Genomic DNA, 21,733 nt, shown 5'->3' on the forward strand with positions numbered 1-21,733 from the left:
CGTATTTGTGACAATGGGGGCGGTATGCTGATCGGCTACATGCGGGTATCGAAGGCAGACGGCTCCCAGACAATTACTCTGCAACAAGATGCTTTGATTGCTGCCGGAGTGGCAGCTGCACATCTGTATGAGGACATGGCTTCGGGACGGAAAGATGATCGGCCCGGATTGGCCGCGTGTCTGAAGGCCCTGCGTGAAGGCGATACCTTGGTGGTTTGGAAGCTCGATCGACTAGGGCGTAACCTTCGCCACTTAATTAACACTGTCCACGACCTTACCGCGCGTAGCGTAGGACTGAAGGTGCTTACCGGCCACGGTGCGGCCATCGACACTACTACTGCGGCGGGAAAGCTGGTGTTCGGGATTTTCGCGGCACTGGCAGAGTTCGAGCGGGAGTTGATTTCTGAGCGGACGGTCGCCGGGCTCGTCTCGGCGCGTGCTCGCGGCAGGAAAGGGGGGCGCCCGTTCAAGATGACCGCTGCCAAACTACGCCTAGCGATGGCGGCCATGGGACAGCCGGAAACCAAGGTGTCGGATTTGTGTGAAGAGCTGGATATTACCCGTCAGACGCTCTATCGACATGTCTCGCCCAAGGGCGAGCTGCGGCGTGACGGAGCGAAACTACTGGAGAGAGCCCAATGAGTTGCTCAGAATCCTGATTCTCAAGAGTATGACGCCCGATCAGAACGGGGTAGTTCATCTTGCCTTGATTCTTCAAGGAGAACTGCTCGTTATAGATCTGGTCTCCAATGCAAATAGTCATCTGCACCACCGGTTGGTGCTCGGCGCCACCGGCACCCCGGACTTTTAAATTACGCTCAACCTTATGCTCGAACGGACAAGTTGTTTTACCTTCTGTCCATTATGGTTCACCCTCAGTCACGCAAGCGGCTGAACACATAGCCGTGATCTTTTTGTGAGGTATGGCAGGCAAAGCAGGCGGTTGTCGCGTTGGTCCTCACGACGCGATTGCCGTCGATGTTTAATCGAAATGCGACCTCTTGCTGGCGGGGAGGCCCGACCATAGCTCCTCGATGTTCTTGAAACCCCAGTCGCTAGCCGACTCGCGGCCGACGATCTTGTCACGACCGGCCAGTTTGCTAAGATCAACCAGTTCCTGGGCAATGGGCATTTTCGTGCGGGTCGAGAAGAACACCTTGACCATGGGTGTCAGCAGTGAACTCTTGTGCTGCTCCATGATGACGCCGAGACGCCCACTTTCTAAGCGCACCAAGGCGCCAACCGGGTAGATGCCCACCGACTTGACGAAGGCCTGGAACACCTGGTCGTCGAAGTGTCCCTTCCATTCAGCCATCTTGCGAATCGCTATGGCGGGATCCCAGCCCCTCTTGTAGGGGCGCTCCGACGTGATCGCGTCATACACGTCACACACCGCGCCCATGCGCGCGAACAGACTGATTTGCTCACCGACCAGGCGATAGGGGTAGCCGGAGCCATCGACCTTCTCATGATGGTGCAGGCAAACGTCGAGCGTGAGCGCGCTGACCTGGCGGCTTTTCAGCAACATCCTGCCGCCCGCTCTGGGATGGCTGCGCATGATGCTGAACTCGGCGTCGGTCAGTTTGTCAGGCTTATTGAGGATCGCATCCGGTATGGACACCTTGCCGATGTCGTGCAGGAGGCCGGCCAAGCCTGCCTCCCGGACTTGGTCGGCCGACAGGCCAAGCTGGCGGGCCAGGGCAATCATCAATGCACACACCGCCACAGAGTGCATGTAGGTGTATTCGGCGGAAGTCTTCAGACGTGCCAGGCTGATTAAGGCATTGGGGTGACGCAGTACCGAGTCGGAAACTTCCTCCACCAGCGCCGCGACGTGCTCCAAGTTGATAGCTTGGCCCATGCGCGCCTCGTTGAACATCTCGACAATGGCGACTTTGGAGCGGGCGCAGAGCTTGAGGGCACGTGACAGCTCTTCAGTCATCCCGGCTAGAGGCGGCAGCGCCGTGTTGTCCACGGCTAGCAATCGGGCTTCGGTTTCAACCTCAACTTCTTCGAGCGTATTGCTTGCCTGGCCTTGGGCAGTGTCCTGCCCCTTGCTGGTGTCGATCCATAGCGTCGTCACATTGGATTTGAGGATGCGCTGTCGATCGTGCTCGCTATGGAGCAACCAACGCGCTCTCCAGAAAGGGTGGTCCATCCATGAACCACAAAGCTCATGGATGTACATGCCGAGGCGGACCTCGGTAACCGCGATACGTTTCAGCACGATGAAGATCTCCCCATAGGATTTGACCACACGTCTGTTATGCGCAGTGCCGATGATCCGGCTGTTCGTGAGTTCTACCGGGTATGACCATGCTCCTTGGCCAGCATACTCACCGCCTGCACCGCATTGCTGGCACCGTCGCTAATTTGCTGGATCACCGCGCCCGCCTGATCCGCCAGGTCGACGCCTTTAGTGGCCCGGTCACGGGTGCCTTCCATGCTCTTGATGGCTAGCTGTGTTTCGTTCTGGATCATGCCAATCATCCCGGAAATCTCCGCCGTCGAGCCACTGGTGCGTGCGGCCAACTGACGGACTTCATCGGCCACCACCGCAAAGCCGCGACCTTGTTCACCCGCTCGAGCGGCTTCGATAGCAGCGTTCAAAGCCAACAGGTTGGTCTGATCGGCAATTCCGCGGATGGTGTTGACGATGGTGGTGATCTGCTCGGAGCGTTCGCCAAGTTTGGTGATGAGGGCTGACGAACCTTCGATATTCGAGGCAATCTCCCGCATTTCACTCGCTGCTTGTTGGATCACCGTGGAGCCATGTTCAGCCGCTTGGCGTGTCTCGACCGAGATGTGATACGCCTCGCTAGCGCTCTGAGCGTCCTGCGCATGCTTCTCCATCTTGGCGGTGATGTCTGTAGCAAACTTCACCACTTTGCATAACCGTCCGCTAGCGTCATACACCGGGTTGTAGTTAGCTTCCAGCCACAAGGTTTGCCCGCGCTTGCCTACCCGTTCGAATTGCCCACTGAAAAACTCGCCCTGATTCAGGCGTCGCCAGAAGTCCTGGTACTCGCTGCCGTTGGCCAGTGCTGGACGGCAGAACAGTTTGTGATGTTTGCCCTTGAGTTCGGCCAGACTGTAACCGACCACATCCAAGAAGTTCTGGTTGGCGTCAATAATGCTGCCGTCCAGATTGAACTCGATGATGGCCATGGACCGGTCTATGGCCTGCAACTTATTTTTGGCTTCACTCTCCTGTTGTACCCACAAGGTGACGTCAAGGGCATACTTAACCACCTTCACCACGTTACCAAGCTCGTCCTTGACCGGGTTATAGCTGGCTTCCAGCCAGATCGTCTGGCCATTGCCGGCAATTCGCTCGAAGGTGCCCGACTCGAACTGGCCGGCGTTGAGACGGGACCATAATTGTGAGTACTCGCCACTGCGGGCATAGGCAGGCGTGCAGAATTGGCGGTGCGGCTGGCCGAGCACTTGCTCCAGGCGATAGCCCATGGTCTTTAAAAAGTTGTCGTTGGCCCGGAGGACGATGCCATTGAGGTCGAATTCGACTACCGCCATGGAGCGGTTGATGGCTTCGAGCAGACTGGCTTGCTGGGCGATGGTTTGTTGCAGGGCGCTGATATTTTTTTTATTAGAATTGAATAGCACGATGGCAATAGCTCTGAAGTGGAAACCGATGAAAGTCCGTCCATAGTGATCGCGCTTGCCAACCAAAAAACCTTGCTCATCGGTGTAAGCGGCTCAATGTCTCCGTCCATGGTTACCGTTGCAAGATGCTGAATGTTGGAAGTTTATGCAACGACTATTAGTGTCTATTTGCTACCACTCGTGTCCTGCAAGACGCTATTAGCATGAAATGTCCATCTGGCGGCATGCCATAGCTGTCAGTACCCCAGATTGACTAGCGTCAGGTTACTCATTTTCCTGACACACCTTTGCCTACAAATTTGCGAGTGGTGGGGTGGGGCTCGGATGTACATGACCTATAGAGATCCTCTCGTGCCAGCCCATGAGTCCGCAACAGCGAGGGCTTCCTCAGTAGTGCAATCGACTTCTGACCTTAGGTGCAATCGACTTCTGAAAATGACAAACCTGTTTTTGATGGTTATCCGCCTATGTTGGTTGGCTACATGCGCGTGTCGTCGGACTCCGACCGCCAGAGCACGGACTTGCAGCGCGACGCGCTGCTCGCCGCCGGCGTCGATCCGCGTCACCTGTTTGAGGATCGTGCCTCTGGCGCGAAGGATGACCGTGCCGGCTTGGCGCGGGCGCTTGAGTTCGTTCGAGCCGGCGATGTGCTGGTGGTGTGGAAACTCGACCGGCTCGGTCGCTCGCTGTCGCACCTGCTCGCCATTGTGACTTCGCTCAAGGACAAGCGGGTGGCGTTCCGCTCGCTGACAGAGAACCTGGACACTACGACGCCCTCGGGCGAATTCCTGTTCCAGGTGTTCGGTGCGCTCGCGCAGTACGAGCGCGCCTTGATTCAGGAGCGCGTCGTCGCGGGCTTGGCCGCCGCACGCAAACGCGGCCGGATCGGCGGCCGGCCGCAGGCGATCACTGGTGAGAAGCTGGACGCCATCGTCGCCGCGCTCGATGGCGGCATGTCTAAGGCGGCGGTGTGCCGCAACTTCAATGTCAAGCGCACTACGTTGATCGAAACATTGACGCGAGCAGGTTGGCGTGGTGCGGGAAGGACGGTCGATGAGCAACAAGAATAAGCTACTCACCGTCTTTTCTGACGCAGAGCAGGAAGCCTTGTACGGCCTACCGGACTTCGACGATGCTCAGCGGCTGGAATACCTGGCGTTGGCCGAATCTGAACTGGCGTTCGCCAGCAGCCGGCCTAGCCTGCAGGCCCAAGTCTATTGCGTCTTGCAGATCGGCTACTTCAAGGCCAAGCATGCTTTCTTCCGCTTCGATTGGCATGAGGTCGAGGACGATTGCGCCTTCGTGCTGAGTCGCTATTTCCACGGCGAAGCGTTCGAACGCAAGGCGATCACCAAGCATGAGCACTACAGCCAGAGGGGTCAGATCGCCGAACTGTTCGGCTACCGGTCGTGGGCGGCTAGCTTCCTGCCGCAACTGGCACAGCAGGCTGAACAGATCGTGCGGCGCGACGTAATGCCAGGATTCGTGGCCGCCGAACTGATCGTTTGGCTCAGCGAGCACAAAATCATCCGGCCCGGCCACACCACCTTACAAGAGCTGGTCAGTGAAGCCCTGTCCACCGAACGCAGGCGCTTGGGCGGCTTGCTGGCAGAAGTGTTGGACGAATCGGCCAAAGCTGCGCTGGGCCAGCTCCTGGTGCGTGACGACACCCTGTCTCAACTGGCAGCGCTCAAGCAGGACGCTAAAGATTTCGGCTGGCGTCAGATGGCAGGGGAGCGCGAGAAGCGCGCCACGCTGAAGTCCTTGCACGGGATCGCCAAGGCGCTGCTGCCCAAGCTCGGCATCTCGCAGCAGAACCTGCTGTACTACGCGAGCCTGGCGAACTTCTATACCGTCCATGACCTGCGCCACCTGAAGGCGGAGCAGACCCGGCTCTACCTGCTGTGCTATGCCTGGGTACGTTACCGGCAGCTCACCGACAACCTGGTCGACGCGATGGCCTTCCACATGAAAAAACTTGAGGACGAGAGCCGCACGGGTGCGAAACAGTCCTTTGTCGCCGAACAGCTGCGACGCCATCAGGAAACGCCGCAGGTTGGCCGCCTGCTGTCGCTGTACGTGGACGACAGCGTGGCCGATCCGACGCCGTTCGGCGAGGTGCGCCAACGCGCCTACAAAATCATGTCCAGGGAATTGCTGCAAAACACGGCGCAGCGCATGAGCGTCAAGCCACTGAACAAACTGGCGCTGCACTGGCAGGCGGTGGACGGCCTGGCCGAACGCATTCGACGCCATCTACGGCCGCTGTACGTCGCGCTCGACTTCGCCGGCACGGCCCCCGATAACCCATGGCTCGCGGCGCTGACTTGGGCCAAGAGCGTGTTCGCCAAGCAGCAGCGCCTATCACAACGGCCACTCGACGAATGTCCGGCGGCAACGCTGCCGAAACGCTTGCGTCCGTACCTGCTGATGTTCGATGCCGAAGGCACGCCGACAGGCCTGCATGCCGATCGTTACGAATTCTGGCTTTACCGTCAGGTCAGGAAACGCTTCCAGGCGGGCGAGCTCTACATTGACGATAGCTTGCAGCACCGGCATTTGTCCGACGAGTTGGTTTCGATGGACGAGAAAGCCGCCGTGCTCGCGCAGATGGACATCCCCTTCCTGCGGCAGCCGGTCAGTGCCCAGCTCGATGCACTGGCGACCGAGTTGCGTGCGCAATGGGTGGCGTTCAATCGCGAGCTGAAACAGGGCAAGCTGACGCACCTGGAATACGACAAGGACACGCAGAGACTGACCTGGCGCAAGCCCAAGGGGGAGAACCAGAAGGCGCGCGAGCAAGCTCTCTACGAGCAACTGCCATACTGCGATGTCGCCGACGTGTTTCGCTTCGTCAACGGCCAGTGCCAGTTCCTGTCGGCGCTGACACCATTGCAGCCACGCTATGCGAAGAAGGTAGCCGACGCCGACAGTCTGATGGCGGTGATCATTGCCCAAGCCATGAACCACGGCAACCAGGTTATGGCACGTACCAGCGACATCCCGTACCACGTCCTGGAGAGTACCTACCAGCAGTACCTGCGCCAGGCGACGCTACATGTGGCCAACGATTGCATCAGCAACGCCATCGCCGCACTGCCGATCTTCCCGCATTACTCGTTCGACCTCGATTCGTTGTACGGTGCCGTTGATGGGCAGAAATTCGGCGTCGAGCGACCAACTGTGAAGGCGCGCTACTCGCGCAAATATTTCGGCCGCGGCAAGGGCGTCGTCGCCTACACGCTGCTGTGCAATCACGTGCCGTTGAACGGCTACCTGATAGGCGCACACGAGTACGAGGCTCACCACGTGTTCGACATCTGGTACCGCAACACGTCGGACATCGTGCCGAGCGCGATCACCGGCGACATGCACAGCATCAACAAGGCCAACTTCGCCATCCTGCACTGGTTCGGACTTCGTTTCGAGCCGCGCTTCACCGACCTCGACGACCAGTTGCAGGAGCTGTATTGCGCCGATGATCTGGCATTGTACGAGAAATGCCTGATCCGGCCGGCTGGCCAGATCGACCGGCAACTCATCGTCGGTGAGAAGGCGAACATCGACCGAATCGTCGCCACACTGGGCCTGAAGGAAATGACGCAGGGCACGCTGATCCGCAAGCTGTGCACCTATACGGCGCCGAACCCGACGCGGCGCGCAATCTTCGAGTTCGACAAGCTCATCCGCAGTATCTACACACTGCGCTACCTGCGCGACCCGCAACTGGAGCGTAATGTTCACCGCTCGCAGAACCGCATTGAGTCCTATCACCAGCTACGCTCGACCATCGCCCAAGTCGGTGGGAAGAAGGAATTGACCGGCCGCACCGACATCGAAATCGAGATCAGCAACCAGTGCGCCAGGCTGATCGGCAACGCGATCATCTTCTACAACTCGGCGATCCTGTCCCTGCTGCTGACGAAGTACGAGGCAGCTGGCAATGCCAAGGCGCTGGCGTTGATCACGCAGATGTCGCCAGCGGCCTGGCGGCACATCCTGCTGAACGGGCATTACACCTTCCAGACTGACGGCAAGTTCATCGACCTGGATGCGCTCGTGGCGGGACTGGAGCTGGGCTGACGGAAATTTCTGGGATTCCGGCGTACAACCCCGTAAAATAGAAGAGTGAGCACTTGATTTGCTGGTGCTTTCAAACAACGGTGTTGTTTTTTTAACAGCCGAACTGGAAAGGGAGGCTGAGCTGCTCAGTGATCACTTTATCCGTTGGCTGATTTACGCCGGCATGTTCGCTACAGGCACTGAACGACAACGCAGATGGTATGGTCTGTGCGTTCTGACTCGTCAAGGATCGGCCAATGGATCGTTTGTCTAATTTGCTCTCGCGGTTCGGCGTGCGGGCCAATCTGTTCTATGACGGCGACCTATGCGGCTCTGCATCTTACGATGGCGCCGAGCGGCGAGGTTATATCCATCTGCTTCAGGCCGGCAGCGTGACGTTGCTTGGTCCCGATCGCAAGGATTTGCAGCTCACTCGCCCTAGCTTGATTTTTATGCCACGCCCCGCCAAGCATCAATTGTTTGCGGGTGAGTCCGATGGCGCAAAGTTGTTGTGTGCTTCCATGGAGTTTGAGGGCGGAATTGATAATCCTTTGTCGGCTTCATTACCGGACTGTTTGGTGCTCGCACTCGATGATCTGCCCATGCTGGCAGACACGTTGGAGTGGATGTTTGCCGAGGCGGCAAATGTGCATTGTGGAAGGGAAGCCGCGCTTGAGCGCTTATTTGAGCTCCTAATCATTCTGTTGCTCCGTTACCTGCTCGATCATCACCAGTTGCGCACCGGAATGATGGCTGGACTGGCCGACATGCGGCTTGCCCGATCGCTTTTACAGATGCACAACTCCCCGGAACATGCCTGGTCAATAGCAGAGCTGGCCAGTGAGTCAAATATGTCACGCGCTGCGTATGCCGTGCATTTCAAGAGTGTCATCGGACAGACGCCTGCTGATTATTTGTTGAGTTGGCGAGTTAGCCTGGCTCAGAAGCTGATGCGAGAAGGGCGCTCGATTACGCTGATTGCAGCTCAAGTCGGCTACGAAAGTCCTTCGGCGCTGTCTCGCGCATTTAGACGCAAGACGGGGTTGAGCCCTCGTGACTGGTTGAAAGATCTGGCGGGGGAAAATGATGGCAAAAAGGCCTAAGGCATTACTGCCTTAAGCCATTGAAAAAATTATGCATTAATTTTACGTTTTTCCAGTTCAACCAGCGAATGGCCTGCCACAAATATCGAAACAGCAAGCAACCCTAAGTCTTTAAGCAGAAACTGACCTGGCGCAACGGAAATCGCCGGAAACCCTAAACTAGGCTCAATGACGCCCGGAGTGGAAAACATAAAGCTAAGGGTTGTGAAGAACAGGCCTGCAGACAGAGCGCCTCCTACCACGGATAGTTTGGGCGACAGCATGCGGCCTGCGATCAGAGTGCCGATCGAAATCTCTAGTATGCCGAGCAGGCTGGAGAACATGTCGACCGAAAAAATGCTATACACCCATCCCAAAAGCGGGCTGTTGCTCACCAGTGGAACCAGGCCCTCGGCCTCGTAGTGGGTAAATTTCATGCCGCCGAACCAGAAGTAAATAATAGCGAGAGCCAAGTACGCGCCATAGATACCTAGCCCCATAGTTTTGGTTCCAAGCGTTAAGTGGGCCTGTACGCTGGACTTCGAGTTTTCAATGCCTATGGTTTTCATGTCTGAGCTTCCAGTAGTGAGTGAGAGTGTGTTGGCTGCCGAACGCCGTATGCGTTGGCGATGAGATTATTATGGCTGGCATCTCTAATCAAGAGGCATCAGAAAGTATTGATTTCAGTGCAGATCGTCTTGGGCGGTGCAATTCGCGATGAAGGGATCGCCGTGGAGAGCGATGAGTGCACTATTTCGATAAAGGAGTCGTTTTACATAGGTCGATGAAGCGCGTTGCGGCATCGCCTACTGTCATTTCTCAAATCTGACTATGGGGCTTGGGGCGAAGGGCGGCACTGACTAGGCTTAGAACAGCTACCAACTAGCCGCGCGGCCGCGATGCACAAAGAATGGTAACTGAGCCGTGAGTGCGGTGGGCGCCCGCATTTATTTCCAAACCCTACAGATACATCGATCTTCGACTTCAACCGGGCAGATAGCTGTTGCAGCAAGCCTATCAATCGACTTTGACGTGTTAAAGAGGATAGGTTTTCCAGGGTTGGGGAACAGCCAATGTCATCAACTTTGGAAATTATCCATAAATATCATATAATTAGCGCTCAAATCAGTGCATGGGAGAAGCCCTTTTGACTACCTATACCGCATCGCTTGACACCGCCAGCCAAGCCCTGGTTTGAAAATTGTACAAAAAGTAACCAGTCCGCTCGATTGTCCCGCCTTCATCGCCGCCCACCGCCAGAATCCTCAAGACTTTACCCGCCGACGCCAGCTCACCTTCAAGAACCTCGTCCTGTTCCTGCTCAATCAGCCGCGCACGGCCCTGCAAACCGAACTCGATCAGTTCTATCGCGTACTCAATCAGGCGTCGACTGAGACGCAAATGGTCACTGCGCAGGCCTTCTGCAAAGCGCGCAAAAAGCTCAACCCCGAGGTATTTGAAAGTCTCAATCGCCTCCTGCAGCAACAAATTGACTGCTTCGGGCTGCGCCAGAAGTGGCGTGGGCTGAGGGTGCTCGCGGTGGATGGCTCGACCGTGCATTTACCCCTGGAGTCGACCATGGCGACCTTCTTTGGCAGTCACTCTGGCTTTCCCATGGCTCGCTTGTCCACACTCTACGAAGTCGCTGACGGTCAAACCCTGCATAGCCTGATCGTGCCCCTGACCGTCGGCGAGCGCGACTGTGCCCATCTGCACCTTTAGCACCTGCCGGCTGACAGCCTGACGCTGTTTGACCGTGGTTACCCTGGGCACTGGTTATTCGCGCTGTTCGCGCAGCAACAGCGGCACTTTCTGATGCGCCTGCCCTGTGGCTATAACGCCCAGGTCAAAGCGTTTCTACACTCTGGCCAAGTTGAAGACACACAGCTTTTCGTGGCCAACCATCCTGAAGCACGTCTGTTCTGCTCCGAGGCTGGCGTTGATCCTGCCAGCCAGATCGAGCTGAGACTGATCCGGGTCGAGTTGGCCAACGGCGAAAGCGAGGTATTGCTGACCTCGTTGCTGGATCGAGAAGCCTTTCCCGCTGAGGTGTTTGCCGAGCTTTACCACCGCCGCTGGGGCATCGAAACCGACTTCCGTCGCCTCAAACAAACCCTGACGCTGGACAACTTCAGCGGCCGCAGCGTGACCGCTGTAAAGCAGGACTTTCATGCCGCTCAACTGTTGAAGAACCTGGCGCTGTTGATGCAGCACCTGCTACAGCCAGTCATCGAACAGCGCCACAAAGGCCGCAAGCTGCGATGGAAAGTCAACTTCACCCAAGGCGTGTCACGGCTCAAAAATACCCTGGTCGAGCTGCTGGTGCGGCACTGTGCTCAGGGGCTGAGCAATGTGCTGGCCTTGATGGCTAAAAGCCTCAGTGCCGTACGCTCAGGCCGTAGCTTTGCGCGCCAACGCAAACGCGCAGCCAGCCGAGGTTGTGAGGGCTACAAACCGACGCGCTGAAGAAACACCACCGCCCAACCTCCGTGCAAAAAAAAGCTGGCCACAAGCGGTCGGCATAGGCTCGTCCGGAGAACGAGAAATCTCGCCTAGACAGCCGGAACAGACGATGATCACATCACCGCCAGCCCAGTTAGACCGCCTGATTGAGCGGCAGAGGCCTGGTCATCGCCCGACGGCCATGGCGGCTGGCTGCTTCGGGGGGCTTGCCTTGGGCAGGGCTGCAGCTTAGGTTGATGACATTGGGGGAACAGCATGCCCTGCAGAACGACACACGTCACTTTTGTTAAATTAATAAGCTAGCTACCTATTGGGCATAACCTTGCAATTTGCTTCAATTTACGCACATGCACTTGCGACCTCAAAATGCAACGTAAGCCCCGAATATCTCCATTATTGTCGCCGCCAGCCTTAGTTACAGCTGCTATGATGAATGAGATCGAAAACTGAAATCCCCCACTAGAATTGTTGACTGGAGTCAAAATGAATAAAAAGCGGCCGGTTAATCTTGATATTCGAACCATTCAGCTTCCTCTCACGGCGCTTACATCGATTCTGCACCGGATTTCAGGAATTATGCTCTTTATTTTTCTGGGACTGATACTGTATATGCTGAGCAAATCGTTGGAGTCAGAAAAGGGTTTTAATGAAGTCAAGGAGATTTTTTCTTCACCTTTCGGCAAAGTTAGTTTCTGGTTGGTATACTCTTCATTTATTTATCATCTCGTAGCCGGAATTCGACACCTAGTTATGGATGTGGGTGTTGGTCATACTTTGAAAGGCAGCAATCGCGCCTCTACTATTGTTTTAGTAGTGTCGGGTGTTTTAATGGTTGCTGGCGCCGTATGGATTTGGTAGCTGTGGAGTCGTAATGCGTATTTACAAGGACTAAAAGCGTCCTTTAAAGCTAACTTACGAAAGTATTTATAATCGACGGTTCACGCTTAAACGGTTGAATCCTTTCGGGCTTCCGAATAGCTGTTAGCTGAAAGCTATCATGAGCTAAGTTTTCTGTGCATCATCAAATGTGTTAATGGGAGCGCCATAGTACTAGGTACAAATATGGCTCTAGGACAATGTTAGATGTTTTGGATTTTGAGGCGGATCGCTCTTATCGAAGATCGTCTAATTCGCTCTGAAGCGCAGGTTTTTTGAAACTATCACCTGGTTGGCACACTGTGCGAATCAACATCAGATATGAGAAAGCCAATCAGGTGAACACTACCCTCGAGGGCTCATCTGTCCAGTTAAAGCCTCGAGTCTTTCTGGGTGCGCAAAAGACAAGAAGGTTATATGGGAAAATTATGAGGCCTGGATACCATGCGTCATGGGCGTGCCGATGCTGTGAGTGACAGAGCGAGAAGCAAGTGAAAGTCCCTGAAGTAGGGGCGGGATGCGCCCGAGTGGCATTTTTTGTCTTAAGGTAGATCGCGTAGCTGTTCTTCAGAATAATCTTCAGAGCGTTGACGACAGCCATCGCTGTGCATTCCTCAAGAATAGAATGTGTCGGAAGGGTGGCGTCATTGGTGTTAGTCATCGCTTAGGATTTCTCAATCTGGCTTACACGGGCGCCTGTACCGATATCCCCGCGGATGGCGACGTATCGATGTTGAATTCCTCGCCAGACGAAGTGCAATGAGCTGCGGCTATAGGCTTGCGCAGCCTTAGATAGCCGGCCGTCGCAGGCGCGCCGGTTGGCCGGGATCTTCTTCTGCCCGTCAGGTGTCCGGTCGGAACTCCAGCACGAACGCTACGACCTTTTCGGCGGACATTTCGCACGGCTTCAACAATGTCCTATCTGATGTAACGCGGAAGAGGTTGAAGCTGACAATGTCAGTCCCGTCCAACTCCCTGGCGAACAGACTGTTGCGACGTCCGTCCCCAGATCGCCGGACGATCAAGCTGAAACGCCGGCCTTCATAAGTCCCTTCTCTGTATCCCTCCGCAAGCTTCGCGAAAGCGGCATCGAACTCGGAATGCTCCATGTCATCCATCCTTATTGATAGAACAGAGGCGCGGCGGGTGCGAGACCGCCAGTGCCGGGTCGCGCTAAGGTGCCGGGCAGATTCCTGCAGCCGACGAGGCCCGGGGTGGGCAGGATAATTGAGATGTCGGCGCCCGCATGGCTATCAGCGAAGTCGTCCGTCCAGTCTGCTAGGCAACGTCCACGCCTTTCCAGAAAGCGATGTAATCCCGGATACCCTCGGCATCCGGAGTGGGGGCGGGATAGGTCCAAGCGGCGTTCACGTTGAGCGCGTCACCCGCGCGAACATGAAAGAAGCGCGCGGCGCCTTTGATCGGACAGACAGATGTGTGCGGGCTCATCTCAAGCAGGCTCAGGTCGACTCCTGACGGTGGGAAGTAGTGATTTCCCTCGACGATGACTGTTTCGTCGCTTGTGGCGATAGTAGTGTCTTTCCAGATGGCTGAGACCAACGGACTCTCCTTTTGTATTCATCAACCGGCGAAGGCTCGCGGGCTGGCTGCCCCAAGCCGCACCTCCTCAGGTGGCAGGCGGGTTGCGTCCGAGAAGTTTGTCGAGCTCGCCTCTGACATCGAGCGCGAATAGCTCATCGGAGCCACCGATAAGGGTGCCATTGATGAAGATCTGCGGCACGGAGCTTCGCCCCGACGCTTCCGCCATGGCCTGCCGGTGAGCCGGATCCGCCTCAATATCGAGCTCCTTCCATCGCACGCCCTTTTCCTTGAGGAGCGCCTTCGCTCGGCGGCAGAACGGGCACCAATTCGTGGTGTACAGCAATACATCAGTTGTCATATTGCATCTCCGGCAGTTGCACGCGGATCGCTGTCATGGCGTTGATCTCCAATTCGCGGCGTTCAAAGATGGCGACTGCACCTTGGCCGACATCGGAGCAGATGCTGACGATTGGCCGCTATCCAGGCGACATGGCCCAAAGTGCTTTCACCGCCAGGCAGAGGCCGCACGCGCCTCCTGTAGCGCCGAGCCGATGCTCTAAGGTAACCGAGCCTCGATTGGGACGGAAGCGGTCCCGCTCGAATCGCCCATCATGCTGGTCGAGCATATCAGGACGACGGATAGTGCAGGAACTTTCAAATTGAGCTTGATGTCGAGCCAGGTATCGCGAGCGAAGGCGTTCTAGAGGCCGGGGGGTACGAAGACTGTGTTCGGCAAAACGGTTCACGTTGATCGCCAAAGCTTCCCAGGGCGCACGTCTACGATCGGCGCGACGTGAGATAGCTCGCGCCGCTAGCCCCCGTAGCGCTCCGTCTTGATGATGGAGGCGTCCAAGCCCGCCAGCAGCGCGCTATCGGTTGCGATGTTGACGAATCCGTTAGACCCGCAGACGAACACTTGCGTCGGCTTTCCCTGAAGCCTGGTTAGAATTTCTTGGACCATCATGCCGTCGATCCGTCGCGCAAAGTCCGATGCGCGAACCGGTTTCTCGCGCGTAATCGCGAGCGCCAGGACGAACGCCGGATCGCTGATTTCGATGCAATGAAGTTCTTCTGAGAAGAGAACGTCCTCGGCGGTTCGTGCGGACAGGAGCAACGCTGTCGGAACGGCTTGGGCCAATGCGCGGCGCTGCCGGATCATTGCCATCAACGGCACGAGGCCGGAGCCTCCCCCGATCAACAGAACCGGATCTATGGCAGGCTCAGGCCAAAGGAAATGGCCACCGAGCGGACCGCGAACTTCGATTTCGTCACCAATCGCCGCGATGTCGTGAAAAAACGGCGAAACTTCGGCATCCGGCATGCGCTCGATAGCTATCTCGACGATCGGGGTCGAAACTGCCGATGACGCGATCGAGTAGCTGCGCATTGCACTGTAGCCGTCGGGCGCGGTCAGCCGGATATCGACGTGCTGACCTGCGGTGTGCGCGAACGGCTTGCTCAACCGAAGGAAGAAGCTCTTGATACTCGGTGTTTGCTGGATGATGTCGTCGATCACGCATGATTGCCACGAACGGACTTGCGCTTCGTTTTCAGTCATGGGTGTATCGTTGTTCGCGCCACGGATCGCCGTAGATGTGATAGCCGTGCAGCTCCCAAAAGCCGGCCTCGTCACGCGTCGTGAATTGCAGCGCATTCACCCATTTGGCGGATTTCCAGAAGTAAAGGTGCGGCACTAGAAGACGCGCCGGCCCCCCATGATCGCGGGAAAGTGGCTTGCCCGCATAACTGAGGGCGACCATCGCTTTCCCGGAAAGCAGATCCGTCAGAGGGACGTTTGTCGAATAATTATCGTAGCAGTGCGCCAAGACGAAATCGGTAGGCCGATCAAGCTCTGCATCTGCAAGGATGTCTTCAATGAGTACACCCTCCCAAACGGTATCCAGTTTGGACCAAGAGGTGACGCAGTGAATATCCTTTGTCACCTGGGTCTTTGGTAGAGTGTTGAATTCGCCCCAATTCCACGTTTTGACGGGCTTCGGACCAATTTTGACTGTGAATTTCCAGTCGGAGGGCTCTACCCTCGGCGTAGGGCCGGCCGACAGAACAGGGAAATCCTCCACCAGATGCTGACCTGGCGGAATCCGATCGGACTGGTCGCCTGAACCGCGACCGGTGAAACCTCTGGTGACCATAGTGACCCCTCTTGCTCGATACGGCAGACCGAAGCCGGCCTTCATTTCAGTACTCTGCGTAAAGCATTTGCCCGCACATCCGCCGAATAAGCCAATCGACTAAAAATCAGATACAGATGCTCTATCATCGTAAAAAATCGCGTATCGAACATAGCGTCAGGCCAGCATGATTCCCAATACCCAATGGCTATAGGGTAGATAACCCCAAGGCTGCGTACGCTGATCTGCGGTATGCGGAGCGGAAGTTGCAGGTTCGCTCTCAAACGGATGGGCAGCGTGCAAAGCTCAAGGCTCACCAGCGCATGGTTGCCCAGTTCGCGCTCGCCGGCAGCTTGAGTATATTAAGGACGAAATGTCGATCTGATCTATTCTGGCTTCAGGAAATAGGGAAAATAAGGTCGGACGTTCGCGCACCGTCGCGACGCGCGATCATCCACTAAGCTTCTGTATCGGGGTTGGAGGATCAGATGAACGAGATCGAACGACAAGCGCCTGAGCTGCGGGTGCAAAAATGGATTGGCAAAGATGGGGAAAGTATCGCGCCGTTCAAACTGTCAGATATCGGGCCCGGCCCGAAAATCTTGTTTGCCTTCCAGCATTGGTGCCAAGGTTGCCATTTGCATGGGTTTCCGACGCTACAAAAGTTGCATGCAGCGTTGAGCTCAAAAGACGTGGGGTTCGCAGTGATCCAGACCGTCTTCGAAGGAACGCATGAGAATACCTTCGAGAAGTTGCGCGTGAACCAGCTCAAGTATGAGCTTCCTATCGTTTTCGGTCACGACGAGCAACCGACCGGCTCGCCGTTTCCAACCTTCATGGAAGACTACCGCACACGAGGAACTCCGTGGTTTACGGTTATCGACGCTGGCGGTAGCATTGTTTTCTCGGACTTCCATCTCGACGCGGAGCGACTAGTGAAGCAACTTGAGCAAGGTTAATCGTTGGAAGGTGGGCAATCATCCTGATTGCCACCCATCCCCTGATGCCCACTACAGGCGTTGCGCGCTGTAACTCTGTTGATCAGCGTGCGAAAACCCGGATCCGGATAGGAGGAGCGTCAACGATTGAATCAATCCGTTGGGAGAGGGCGGCTCCGCTCCGTCAGCTCGGCAATAGATAACCCATTCTCGCCGAGCAACTCTCTGATCCGATCGACGATATGAGCCCCTAGCGCCGCTGTCTTGGTCCCCCCCACAGATTCCCAAGATGCGAGTTCACACGCCGATACCTCGTGGTCAGCGCCGAAGTGCTTCTGTCGGTATGTCACCGCCGCCCTTCAATGATAAAGGCGCGGTAACGGGAACCGGCAAAGCGTTGAGCAGCGATGGTTTGGTAGGCGGGACTGTCATACCAGTCGCGAGCGGCCTGCATCGTCGGGAAACGCAAGATTACGGCCCCTTCGATGGGCGGCCCCTCCAAATGCTGGATCGCGCCATAAGCGGCGAGAAAGGTAACGTCGTGACCATCGAACGATGGTCCGACGCCTGCAGAATAGGTTGCGAGTGCATGTGGGTCGCTGGTTTCTTCCCGCGTAAAGACGACGAACGCTTCCATCATTAGGCCTCTCAAAGGTTGGATCTGTTGGCCATTACCACCGGTGATGGCCTCACAGTCGTCAGGCTGGCAACTGGAACCCGATTTTCATGAGTGCCTCGACGCACGCATCCTGATCCTGCTGATAGTTGCCTCCGGAGATGCCTATGCCGCCGATCAACTTCCCATCCTCCAGAATCGGATAACCGCCGCCGACAGCGACCATCCGAGGGCGATAGGCTAGCGGCGCCACTTTTGGATCGTTGGTCACATAGTCGTTCCAGACATGGGTCGGGAACCCAAACGAGGCGGAACTCCAGGCCTTGTCGATGGCAACATCGACGGTAAGGAACGGCGCATCGTCGGTGCGCTCGAACGCGCGCAGGTTACCGGTGGCGTCGACGACGGCGACGGCAGCCGGGATGCCGATGGCACGGGCCGCAGCGAGCGCCGCGTCGATGAGGGCGACTGCGGTTTCGCGGTTGATCGAGGCGGTGGCAATAGATTTGGTCATGGGATTCTCATCGCTGGGGCATAACCCGTTCGGCTTTTTGAGGTTGGACAAGATGTTTGGCGATCGCGGTCGTTAGAAGCCTTCGAGGACGATCTTGCCTTTAGCCGCGCCACTTTCGATCAGTGCATGCACCGTCTTCAGATTGGCGGCATTGATCGGCGACAGTCGCCGGGTCAGCGTCGTGCGGATTTTGCCGTCGTCAACCAGCGCTGCCATCGCATCCAGAATCTCGCCCTGCTCATTCATGTCGGGCGTGCCGTAGATCGACCGCGTGAACATCAGCTCGTGGTGGATCGACACCGCCTTGCGCTTGAAAACCATGATATCGAATGCCTTGGGATCGTCGATCAGTCCGAACCGTCCTTGTGGGGCGATCAGTTCGGCGATGTCGGCGACATGTTGCTCGGTATGTGTGGTCGAAAAGACGAAAGCGGGAGCACCGATGCCGAGTTCGGCGATCTGTGGCGCGAGCGGACGAGAATGGTCGATGACGTGGTGAGCTCCAAGCCCTCTTACCCACTCTTGGGTTTCCGGTCGAGAGGCTGTGGCGATGACGGTGAGGTCCGTGCGCTGTCGCGCGATCTGGACGGCGATCGACCCAACCCCGCCCGCGCCACCGATGATGAGGATCGCCTCCGCCGCACCGGGTACGGGCTTCGCCACGTCCAGGCGGTCGAACATCGCCTCCCAGGCCGTCAACGTCGTCAGCGGCAGCGCCGCCGCTTCCGCCCAGGAGAGCGACGCAGGTTTGTGACCGACAATCCGGGCGTCGACGAGATGGAACTCCGCATTGGTACCGGGCCGTGTGATCGATCCGGCATAATAGACCTCGTCGCCTAACTCGAACTGCGTGACGTCGGGGCCGACCTCGCGCACAATCCCGGCGGCATCCCATCCCAGCACCTTCCAATCGCCATCTGCCGGCGGCGTGCTGTTGCGGACCTTGTAGTCGACCGGGTTGACCGAGACGGCCTTCACCTCAACCAGGATATCGTATCCTGCAGCGACAGGCCGAGGCAGATTGATGTCGACCAGCGCGGCATCCGCGGCGATGGGTCCCGGAACCTTGTAACCAATGGCTTTCATAAATGTCTCCAGCTTGCTTGATCGGATGACGCGAATGCTCGTTAGTCAACTTCTTCTACATTGAGGTCCCGACTCTTGAACTGGGTCGCGGTAGCAGATTTCATCGAACACGTCGATCAACAGGCCCTTATGCTCGGTCGCCGGATCGGTGATCGCGTAGAGGGTGGAGGCGTTATCGCCATCATCACCGCTTCCGAGGCGAAACGCCGCGTCGACGCAGATGCCGCACGGACCGATGGTTGATCCTGGCTCGAGATCGACGAGATTGCTGTCCTTGACGCGCTATTCGCGGTCTTAGCCCTTGGCGATGAAGGACTGAACTGCTTGTAGAGCGTCGGTCAGCTGCTATGTCATGGACGCACCTTCATCTTGAGTTGGATTGGACAAGCTTCCGTATAAGGCCCGCTGTAACCGTCAGATGACGGCGAAGAAAACGATGGGCAGTATTCACAGCCACTTAGCCTTCTTGAAGCGCACAAATAGGAAAACGCACGATATCGCTATCACTCCGAGCACGACAAAGTATCCGTAGGCCGTGTCCAGCTCCGGCATGTGCTTAAAGTTCATGCCGTATATTCCAGCGATCGCCGTCGGGACTGCCAGTATTGCCGCCCAAGCCGCCAGCTGGCGGGTGATCACCCCCGTCCTTTGCGCTTCAAGAAGGCTGCTGGCCTCAAAGACCGTGGACAGGACAAGCAGGAGGCCGTCGACCATGGACTGCACGCGGTGGACATGGTCCGCGACGTCGTGGAAATATGGTGTCATTTCGGCGCTGATGCAGGGAAAGTGGCCGCGAACGAGCTTTCGCACCAGCTCGGCCATAGCCCCGAGCGTGCGCTGGAACCGCGTGAGTTCGGACCTTAGTTCGAAGATTCGCGCCACCTCTTCTGGCCCGAGGAAATCGTGCAGCGACCGTCGCTCCATCGCCAGGACGTCGTCCTCGATCATTTCGAAGATGGGCAGATACTGGTCGACCACGCGATGCAAGATCGCGTGCAGCACATAGTCGACACCCTTGCCGAACTGCGTCGGCGATGCCTCGAGTTGCTCCCGAAGTTTGCCCAGCGCTCCGGCATTGCCGTGCCGCACGGTGATAAGGTGATTGTGACCGGTGAAGATCGCCATCTTGCCGTAGCTGATCCGGTCGCCGACCAGCTCGGCGGTCTGCGCGACGACGTACAACTCATCGTTGTAGACCTCGAGCTTGGGCGGGCACAGCGGGTGCATCGCGTTGTCGATCGCCAACGGATGAAGATTATATGTCCTTTGGATCGCGAGTAGTTCCTCGGGGGTGGGTTCGCTAAGCGCGATCCAGCAGAAGCCCGAGCGACTCTCGCCCAACTTGACGTGCTCATCGAGCGCGATTTCGCGAACTCGCTTGCCTTCGTTGTAATAATAGGCGGCGATGATGCTCATGCTGGCCTCGCGGGAATGTGGAGGCCACGCTGGACGGCCGGTCGAGCCAGCCCGCGTCCAAGCCATGCGCGGACGTTCGAAAAGCTGCTGAGGCCAAGGATGTCACCCGCAGCGTAGAATTCCACCAGCGCATTCACCCAGCCGAGCGTCGCGATGTCCGCGATCGAATAGTCGTCGACGATCCAGTCGCGGCCTTCCAGCCGGCGATCCAGAATCCCCAGCAGACGCGTGGATTCGTCGATAAAGCGCTGTTGCGGCCGCTTGTCCTCATAGTCCTTGCCGCCAAATCGCAGGAAGAAGCCGAGCTGACCGAACATCGGCCCGATGGCCGACATCTGAAAGAACACCCACGCTAGGGTCTCGTAACGCTGGCCTGGTTCGGTGGAGATGAACTGACCCGTCTTGTCGGCCAGATAGAGGAGGATCGCACCGGATTCCCATAAGGCGATGGGTCTACCGTCAGGGCCAGCCGGATCGATGATCGCCGGTATGCGTCCGTTCGGGTTCAGCGACACGAACGCCGGATCCTTCGACTCGTTGTTCGAGATGTCGATCAGGTGGGGCTCGTACGCCAGGCCAGTCTCCTCAAGCATGATCGAGACCTTGACGCCATTGGGCGTAGGGGCTGCGTAGAGTTGCAGGCGATCGGGATGAGATGCCGGCCAGCGCTGCGTGATCGGAAAGGACGAGAGGTCTGGCATAAATCTGCGATCCTGGTGTTGCGATGGCGACTGACTGGAACGAGCCGTCACTCTGAAGTAGGGTTCGATGACCGCGTCGCTGAACGACGCGGTCACGAAGATTGCGGACCGGATCGGCGCAGTGGCAACGGCAGTGAAGCCTATTCCGCCGCGGTCCCGGCCGCTGGCTGTACGTCGTCAACCTTTTGGCGCTTCGGAAGCACCCAGCCGGGACGGACGAAGTGGCAGGTGTAGCCGCCCGGGCGCTTCTCCAGATAATCCTGGTGATCGGGCTCGGCCTCCCAGAACTCGCCGACCGGCTGGACCTCGGTCACCACTTTGCCATCCCACAGCCCCGAGGCATCCACATCGGCGATCGTATCCTCGGCGACGCGCTTCTGCTCCTCGTCGACATAATAGATGCCCGACCGGTAGGAGAGCCCACGATCATTGCCCTGGCGGTTCAGCGTCGTCGGATCGTGGATCTGGAAGAAGAATTCCAGGATGTTCCGGTAGCTCGTCACTGTCGGGTCGAAGACAATCTCGATCCCCTCGGCATGCGTGCCGTGATTACGATACGTGGCGTTCGGAATATCGCCGCCCGTGTAACCCACACGGGTCGAGATGATGCCGGGCCGCTTGCGGATCAGATCCTGCATGCCCCAGAAACATCCTCCTGCGAGAACAGCGCGCTGATGCATG

21 protein-coding genes and 2 pseudogenes are annotated in these 21,733 nt (G+C 57.2%); 8 read left to right on the forward strand and 15 right to left on the reverse strand.

All coding sequences use genetic code 11. The features are described from left to right. Positions 1-24: 24 nt before the first annotated feature. Positions 25-642, forward strand: a complete 618-nt coding sequence (locus IEC33019_RS14060) for a recombinase family protein (protein WP_049277571.1) — start codon at positions 25-27, stop codon at positions 640-642. Here the strand turns inward: IEC33019_RS14060 and IEC33019_RS14065 are convergent. From IEC33019_RS14065 to IEC33019_RS14080, 3 genes and pseudogenes are all read right to left on the reverse strand, one after another. Continuing rightward, positions 557-832 (reverse strand): annotated as a pseudogene (locus tag IEC33019_RS14065) (RimK/LysX family protein); the annotation flags it as partial. The gene IEC33019_RS14060 and the pseudogene IEC33019_RS14065 overlap by 86 nt on opposite strands. A gap of 150 nt (positions 833-982) precedes the next feature. Continuing rightward, entirely contained in the window at positions 983-2,227 is a 1,245-nt protein-coding gene (locus tag IEC33019_RS14075) for an HD-GYP domain-containing protein (protein ID WP_049277576.1), read from the reverse strand. Positions 2,228-2,301: 74 nt separating this feature from the next. Further along, entirely contained in the window at positions 2,302-3,624 is a 1,323-nt protein-coding gene (locus IEC33019_RS14080) for a methyl-accepting chemotaxis protein (RefSeq protein WP_049277574.1), read from the reverse strand. 467 nt (positions 3,625-4,091) lie between these two features. Between IEC33019_RS14080 and IEC33019_RS14085 the strand changes: the two genes are divergently transcribed. The 3 genes from IEC33019_RS14085 to IEC33019_RS14095 all read left to right on the forward strand — a co-directional run bounded on the left by IEC33019_RS14085 (position 4,092) and on the right by IEC33019_RS14095 (position 8,789). Continuing rightward, positions 4,092-4,694: a recombinase family protein gene (locus IEC33019_RS14085; protein ID WP_010465829.1), complete on the forward strand. Its 603-nt coding sequence runs from the start codon at positions 4,092-4,094 to the stop codon at positions 4,692-4,694. Continuing rightward, complete coding sequence (locus tag IEC33019_RS14090) at positions 4,678-7,707, forward strand: Tn3 family transposase (protein ID WP_024015041.1); 3,030 nt, start codon at positions 4,678-4,680, stop codon at positions 7,705-7,707. The genes IEC33019_RS14085 and IEC33019_RS14090 overlap by 17 nt, the downstream gene beginning before the upstream one ends. Before the next feature lie 236 nt (positions 7,708-7,943). Beyond that, entirely contained in the window at positions 7,944-8,789 is an 846-nt protein-coding gene (locus IEC33019_RS14095) for an AraC family transcriptional regulator (RefSeq protein ID WP_003464995.1), read from the forward strand. Positions 8,790-8,818: 29 nt separating this feature from the next. Here IEC33019_RS14095 and IEC33019_RS14100 read toward each other — a convergent pair whose 3' ends face one another. After that, on the reverse strand, positions 8,819-9,337 hold the full coding sequence (locus tag IEC33019_RS14100) for a YkgB family protein (protein ID WP_003464991.1): 519 nt from the start codon (positions 9,335-9,337) through the stop codon (positions 8,819-8,821). 625 nt (positions 9,338-9,962) lie between these two features. Between IEC33019_RS14100 and IEC33019_RS14110 the strand changes: the two are divergent. Then, a pseudogene (locus IEC33019_RS14110) lies at positions 9,963-11,234 on the forward strand (IS4-like element ISPa1635 family transposase). A gap of 480 nt (positions 11,235-11,714) precedes the next feature. Next, positions 11,715-12,089: a succinate dehydrogenase, cytochrome b556 subunit gene (sdhC, locus tag IEC33019_RS14120; RefSeq protein ID WP_005005993.1), complete on the forward strand. Its 375-nt coding sequence runs from the start codon at positions 11,715-11,717 to the stop codon at positions 12,087-12,089. Positions 12,090-12,949: 860 nt separating this feature from the next. On the opposite strand, the gene IEC33019_RS14130 is transcribed toward sdhC, so the two are convergent. From IEC33019_RS14130 to IEC33019_RS14150, 5 genes are all read right to left on the reverse strand, one after another. Then, positions 12,950-13,216 carry a hypothetical protein gene (locus IEC33019_RS14130; protein WP_003464988.1) on the reverse strand — a complete coding sequence of 89 codons (267 nt, stop codon included), beginning with the start codon at positions 13,214-13,216 and terminating at the stop codon, positions 12,950-12,952. 169 nt (positions 13,217-13,385) lie between these two features. Continuing rightward, positions 13,386-13,667, reverse strand: coding sequence for a DUF427 domain-containing protein (locus IEC33019_RS14135; RefSeq protein ID WP_003464986.1), 282 nt, complete (start codon positions 13,665-13,667; stop codon positions 13,386-13,388). 67 nt (positions 13,668-13,734) lie between these two features. Beyond that, positions 13,735-14,007 (reverse strand): glutaredoxin 3, encoded by a 273-nt coding sequence (grxC, locus tag IEC33019_RS14140; protein ID WP_005005995.1) that lies wholly within the window; start codon positions 14,005-14,007, stop codon positions 13,735-13,737. 453 nt (positions 14,008-14,460) lie between these two features. Next, positions 14,461-15,207 carry a ferredoxin reductase gene (locus IEC33019_RS14145; RefSeq protein WP_002118292.1) on the reverse strand — a complete coding sequence of 249 codons (747 nt, stop codon included), beginning with the start codon at positions 15,205-15,207 and terminating at the stop codon, positions 14,461-14,463. Then, positions 15,200-15,802 carry a sulfite oxidase-like oxidoreductase gene (locus tag IEC33019_RS14150; RefSeq protein ID WP_003464980.1) on the reverse strand — a complete coding sequence of 201 codons (603 nt, stop codon included), beginning with the start codon at positions 15,800-15,802 and terminating at the stop codon, positions 15,200-15,202. The genes IEC33019_RS14145 and IEC33019_RS14150 overlap by 8 nt, the downstream gene beginning before the upstream one ends. 467 nt (positions 15,803-16,269) lie before the next feature. On the opposite strand from IEC33019_RS14150, the gene IEC33019_RS14155 reads away from it, so the two are divergent. After that, on the forward strand, positions 16,270-16,740 hold the full coding sequence (locus IEC33019_RS14155; RefSeq protein ID WP_003464979.1) for a TlpA family protein disulfide reductase: 471 nt from the start codon (positions 16,270-16,272) through the stop codon (positions 16,738-16,740). A gap of 325 nt (positions 16,741-17,065) precedes the next feature. Here the strand turns inward: IEC33019_RS14155 and IEC33019_RS14165 are convergent, their stop codons facing one another. From IEC33019_RS14165 to IEC33019_RS14175, 3 genes are all read right to left on the reverse strand, one after another. Next, positions 17,066-17,359, reverse strand: a complete 294-nt coding sequence (locus IEC33019_RS14165) for a DUF1330 domain-containing protein (protein WP_010591688.1) — start codon at positions 17,357-17,359, stop codon at positions 17,066-17,068. Positions 17,360-17,417: 58 nt separating this feature from the next. After that, the gene (locus IEC33019_RS14170) at positions 17,418-17,849 is read right to left on the reverse strand and encodes a GlcG/HbpS family heme-binding protein (protein ID WP_005006001.1); all 432 of its coding nucleotides are present in this window, start codon (positions 17,847-17,849) and stop codon (positions 17,418-17,420) included. A gap of 72 nt (positions 17,850-17,921) precedes the next feature. After that, entirely contained in the window at positions 17,922-18,935 is a 1,014-nt protein-coding gene (locus IEC33019_RS14175) for a zinc-binding alcohol dehydrogenase family protein (RefSeq protein WP_002118279.1), read from the reverse strand. 75 nt (positions 18,936-19,010) lie between these two features. Between IEC33019_RS14175 and IEC33019_RS27560 the strand changes: the two genes are divergently transcribed. Next, on the forward strand, positions 19,011-19,178 hold the full coding sequence (locus IEC33019_RS27560; RefSeq protein WP_016487060.1) for a hypothetical protein: 168 nt from the start codon (positions 19,011-19,013) through the stop codon (positions 19,176-19,178). 204 nt (positions 19,179-19,382) lie between these two features. Here IEC33019_RS27560 and IEC33019_RS14180 read toward each other — a convergent pair whose 3' ends face one another. From IEC33019_RS14180 to msrA, 3 genes are all read right to left on the reverse strand, one after another. Continuing rightward, entirely contained in the window at positions 19,383-20,351 is a 969-nt protein-coding gene (locus IEC33019_RS14180) for a magnesium and cobalt transport protein CorA (RefSeq protein ID WP_003464971.1), read from the reverse strand. Further along, entirely contained in the window at positions 20,348-21,052 is a 705-nt protein-coding gene (locus IEC33019_RS14185) for a glutathione S-transferase N-terminal domain-containing protein (RefSeq protein WP_003464969.1), read from the reverse strand. The genes IEC33019_RS14180 and IEC33019_RS14185 overlap by 4 nt, the downstream gene beginning before the upstream one ends. Before the next feature lie 140 nt (positions 21,053-21,192). Beyond that, positions 21,193-21,732 carry a peptide-methionine (S)-S-oxide reductase MsrA gene (msrA, locus tag IEC33019_RS14190; protein WP_003464967.1) on the reverse strand — a complete coding sequence of 180 codons (540 nt, stop codon included), beginning with the start codon at positions 21,730-21,732 and terminating at the stop codon, positions 21,193-21,195. Position 21,733: the final 1 nt, after the last annotated feature.

Source organism: Pseudomonas putida (assembly GCF_002741075.1).
In the GTDB taxonomy this organism is placed as follows: Bacteria; Pseudomonadota; Gammaproteobacteria; order Pseudomonadales; family Pseudomonadaceae; genus Aquipseudomonas; species Aquipseudomonas putida_T.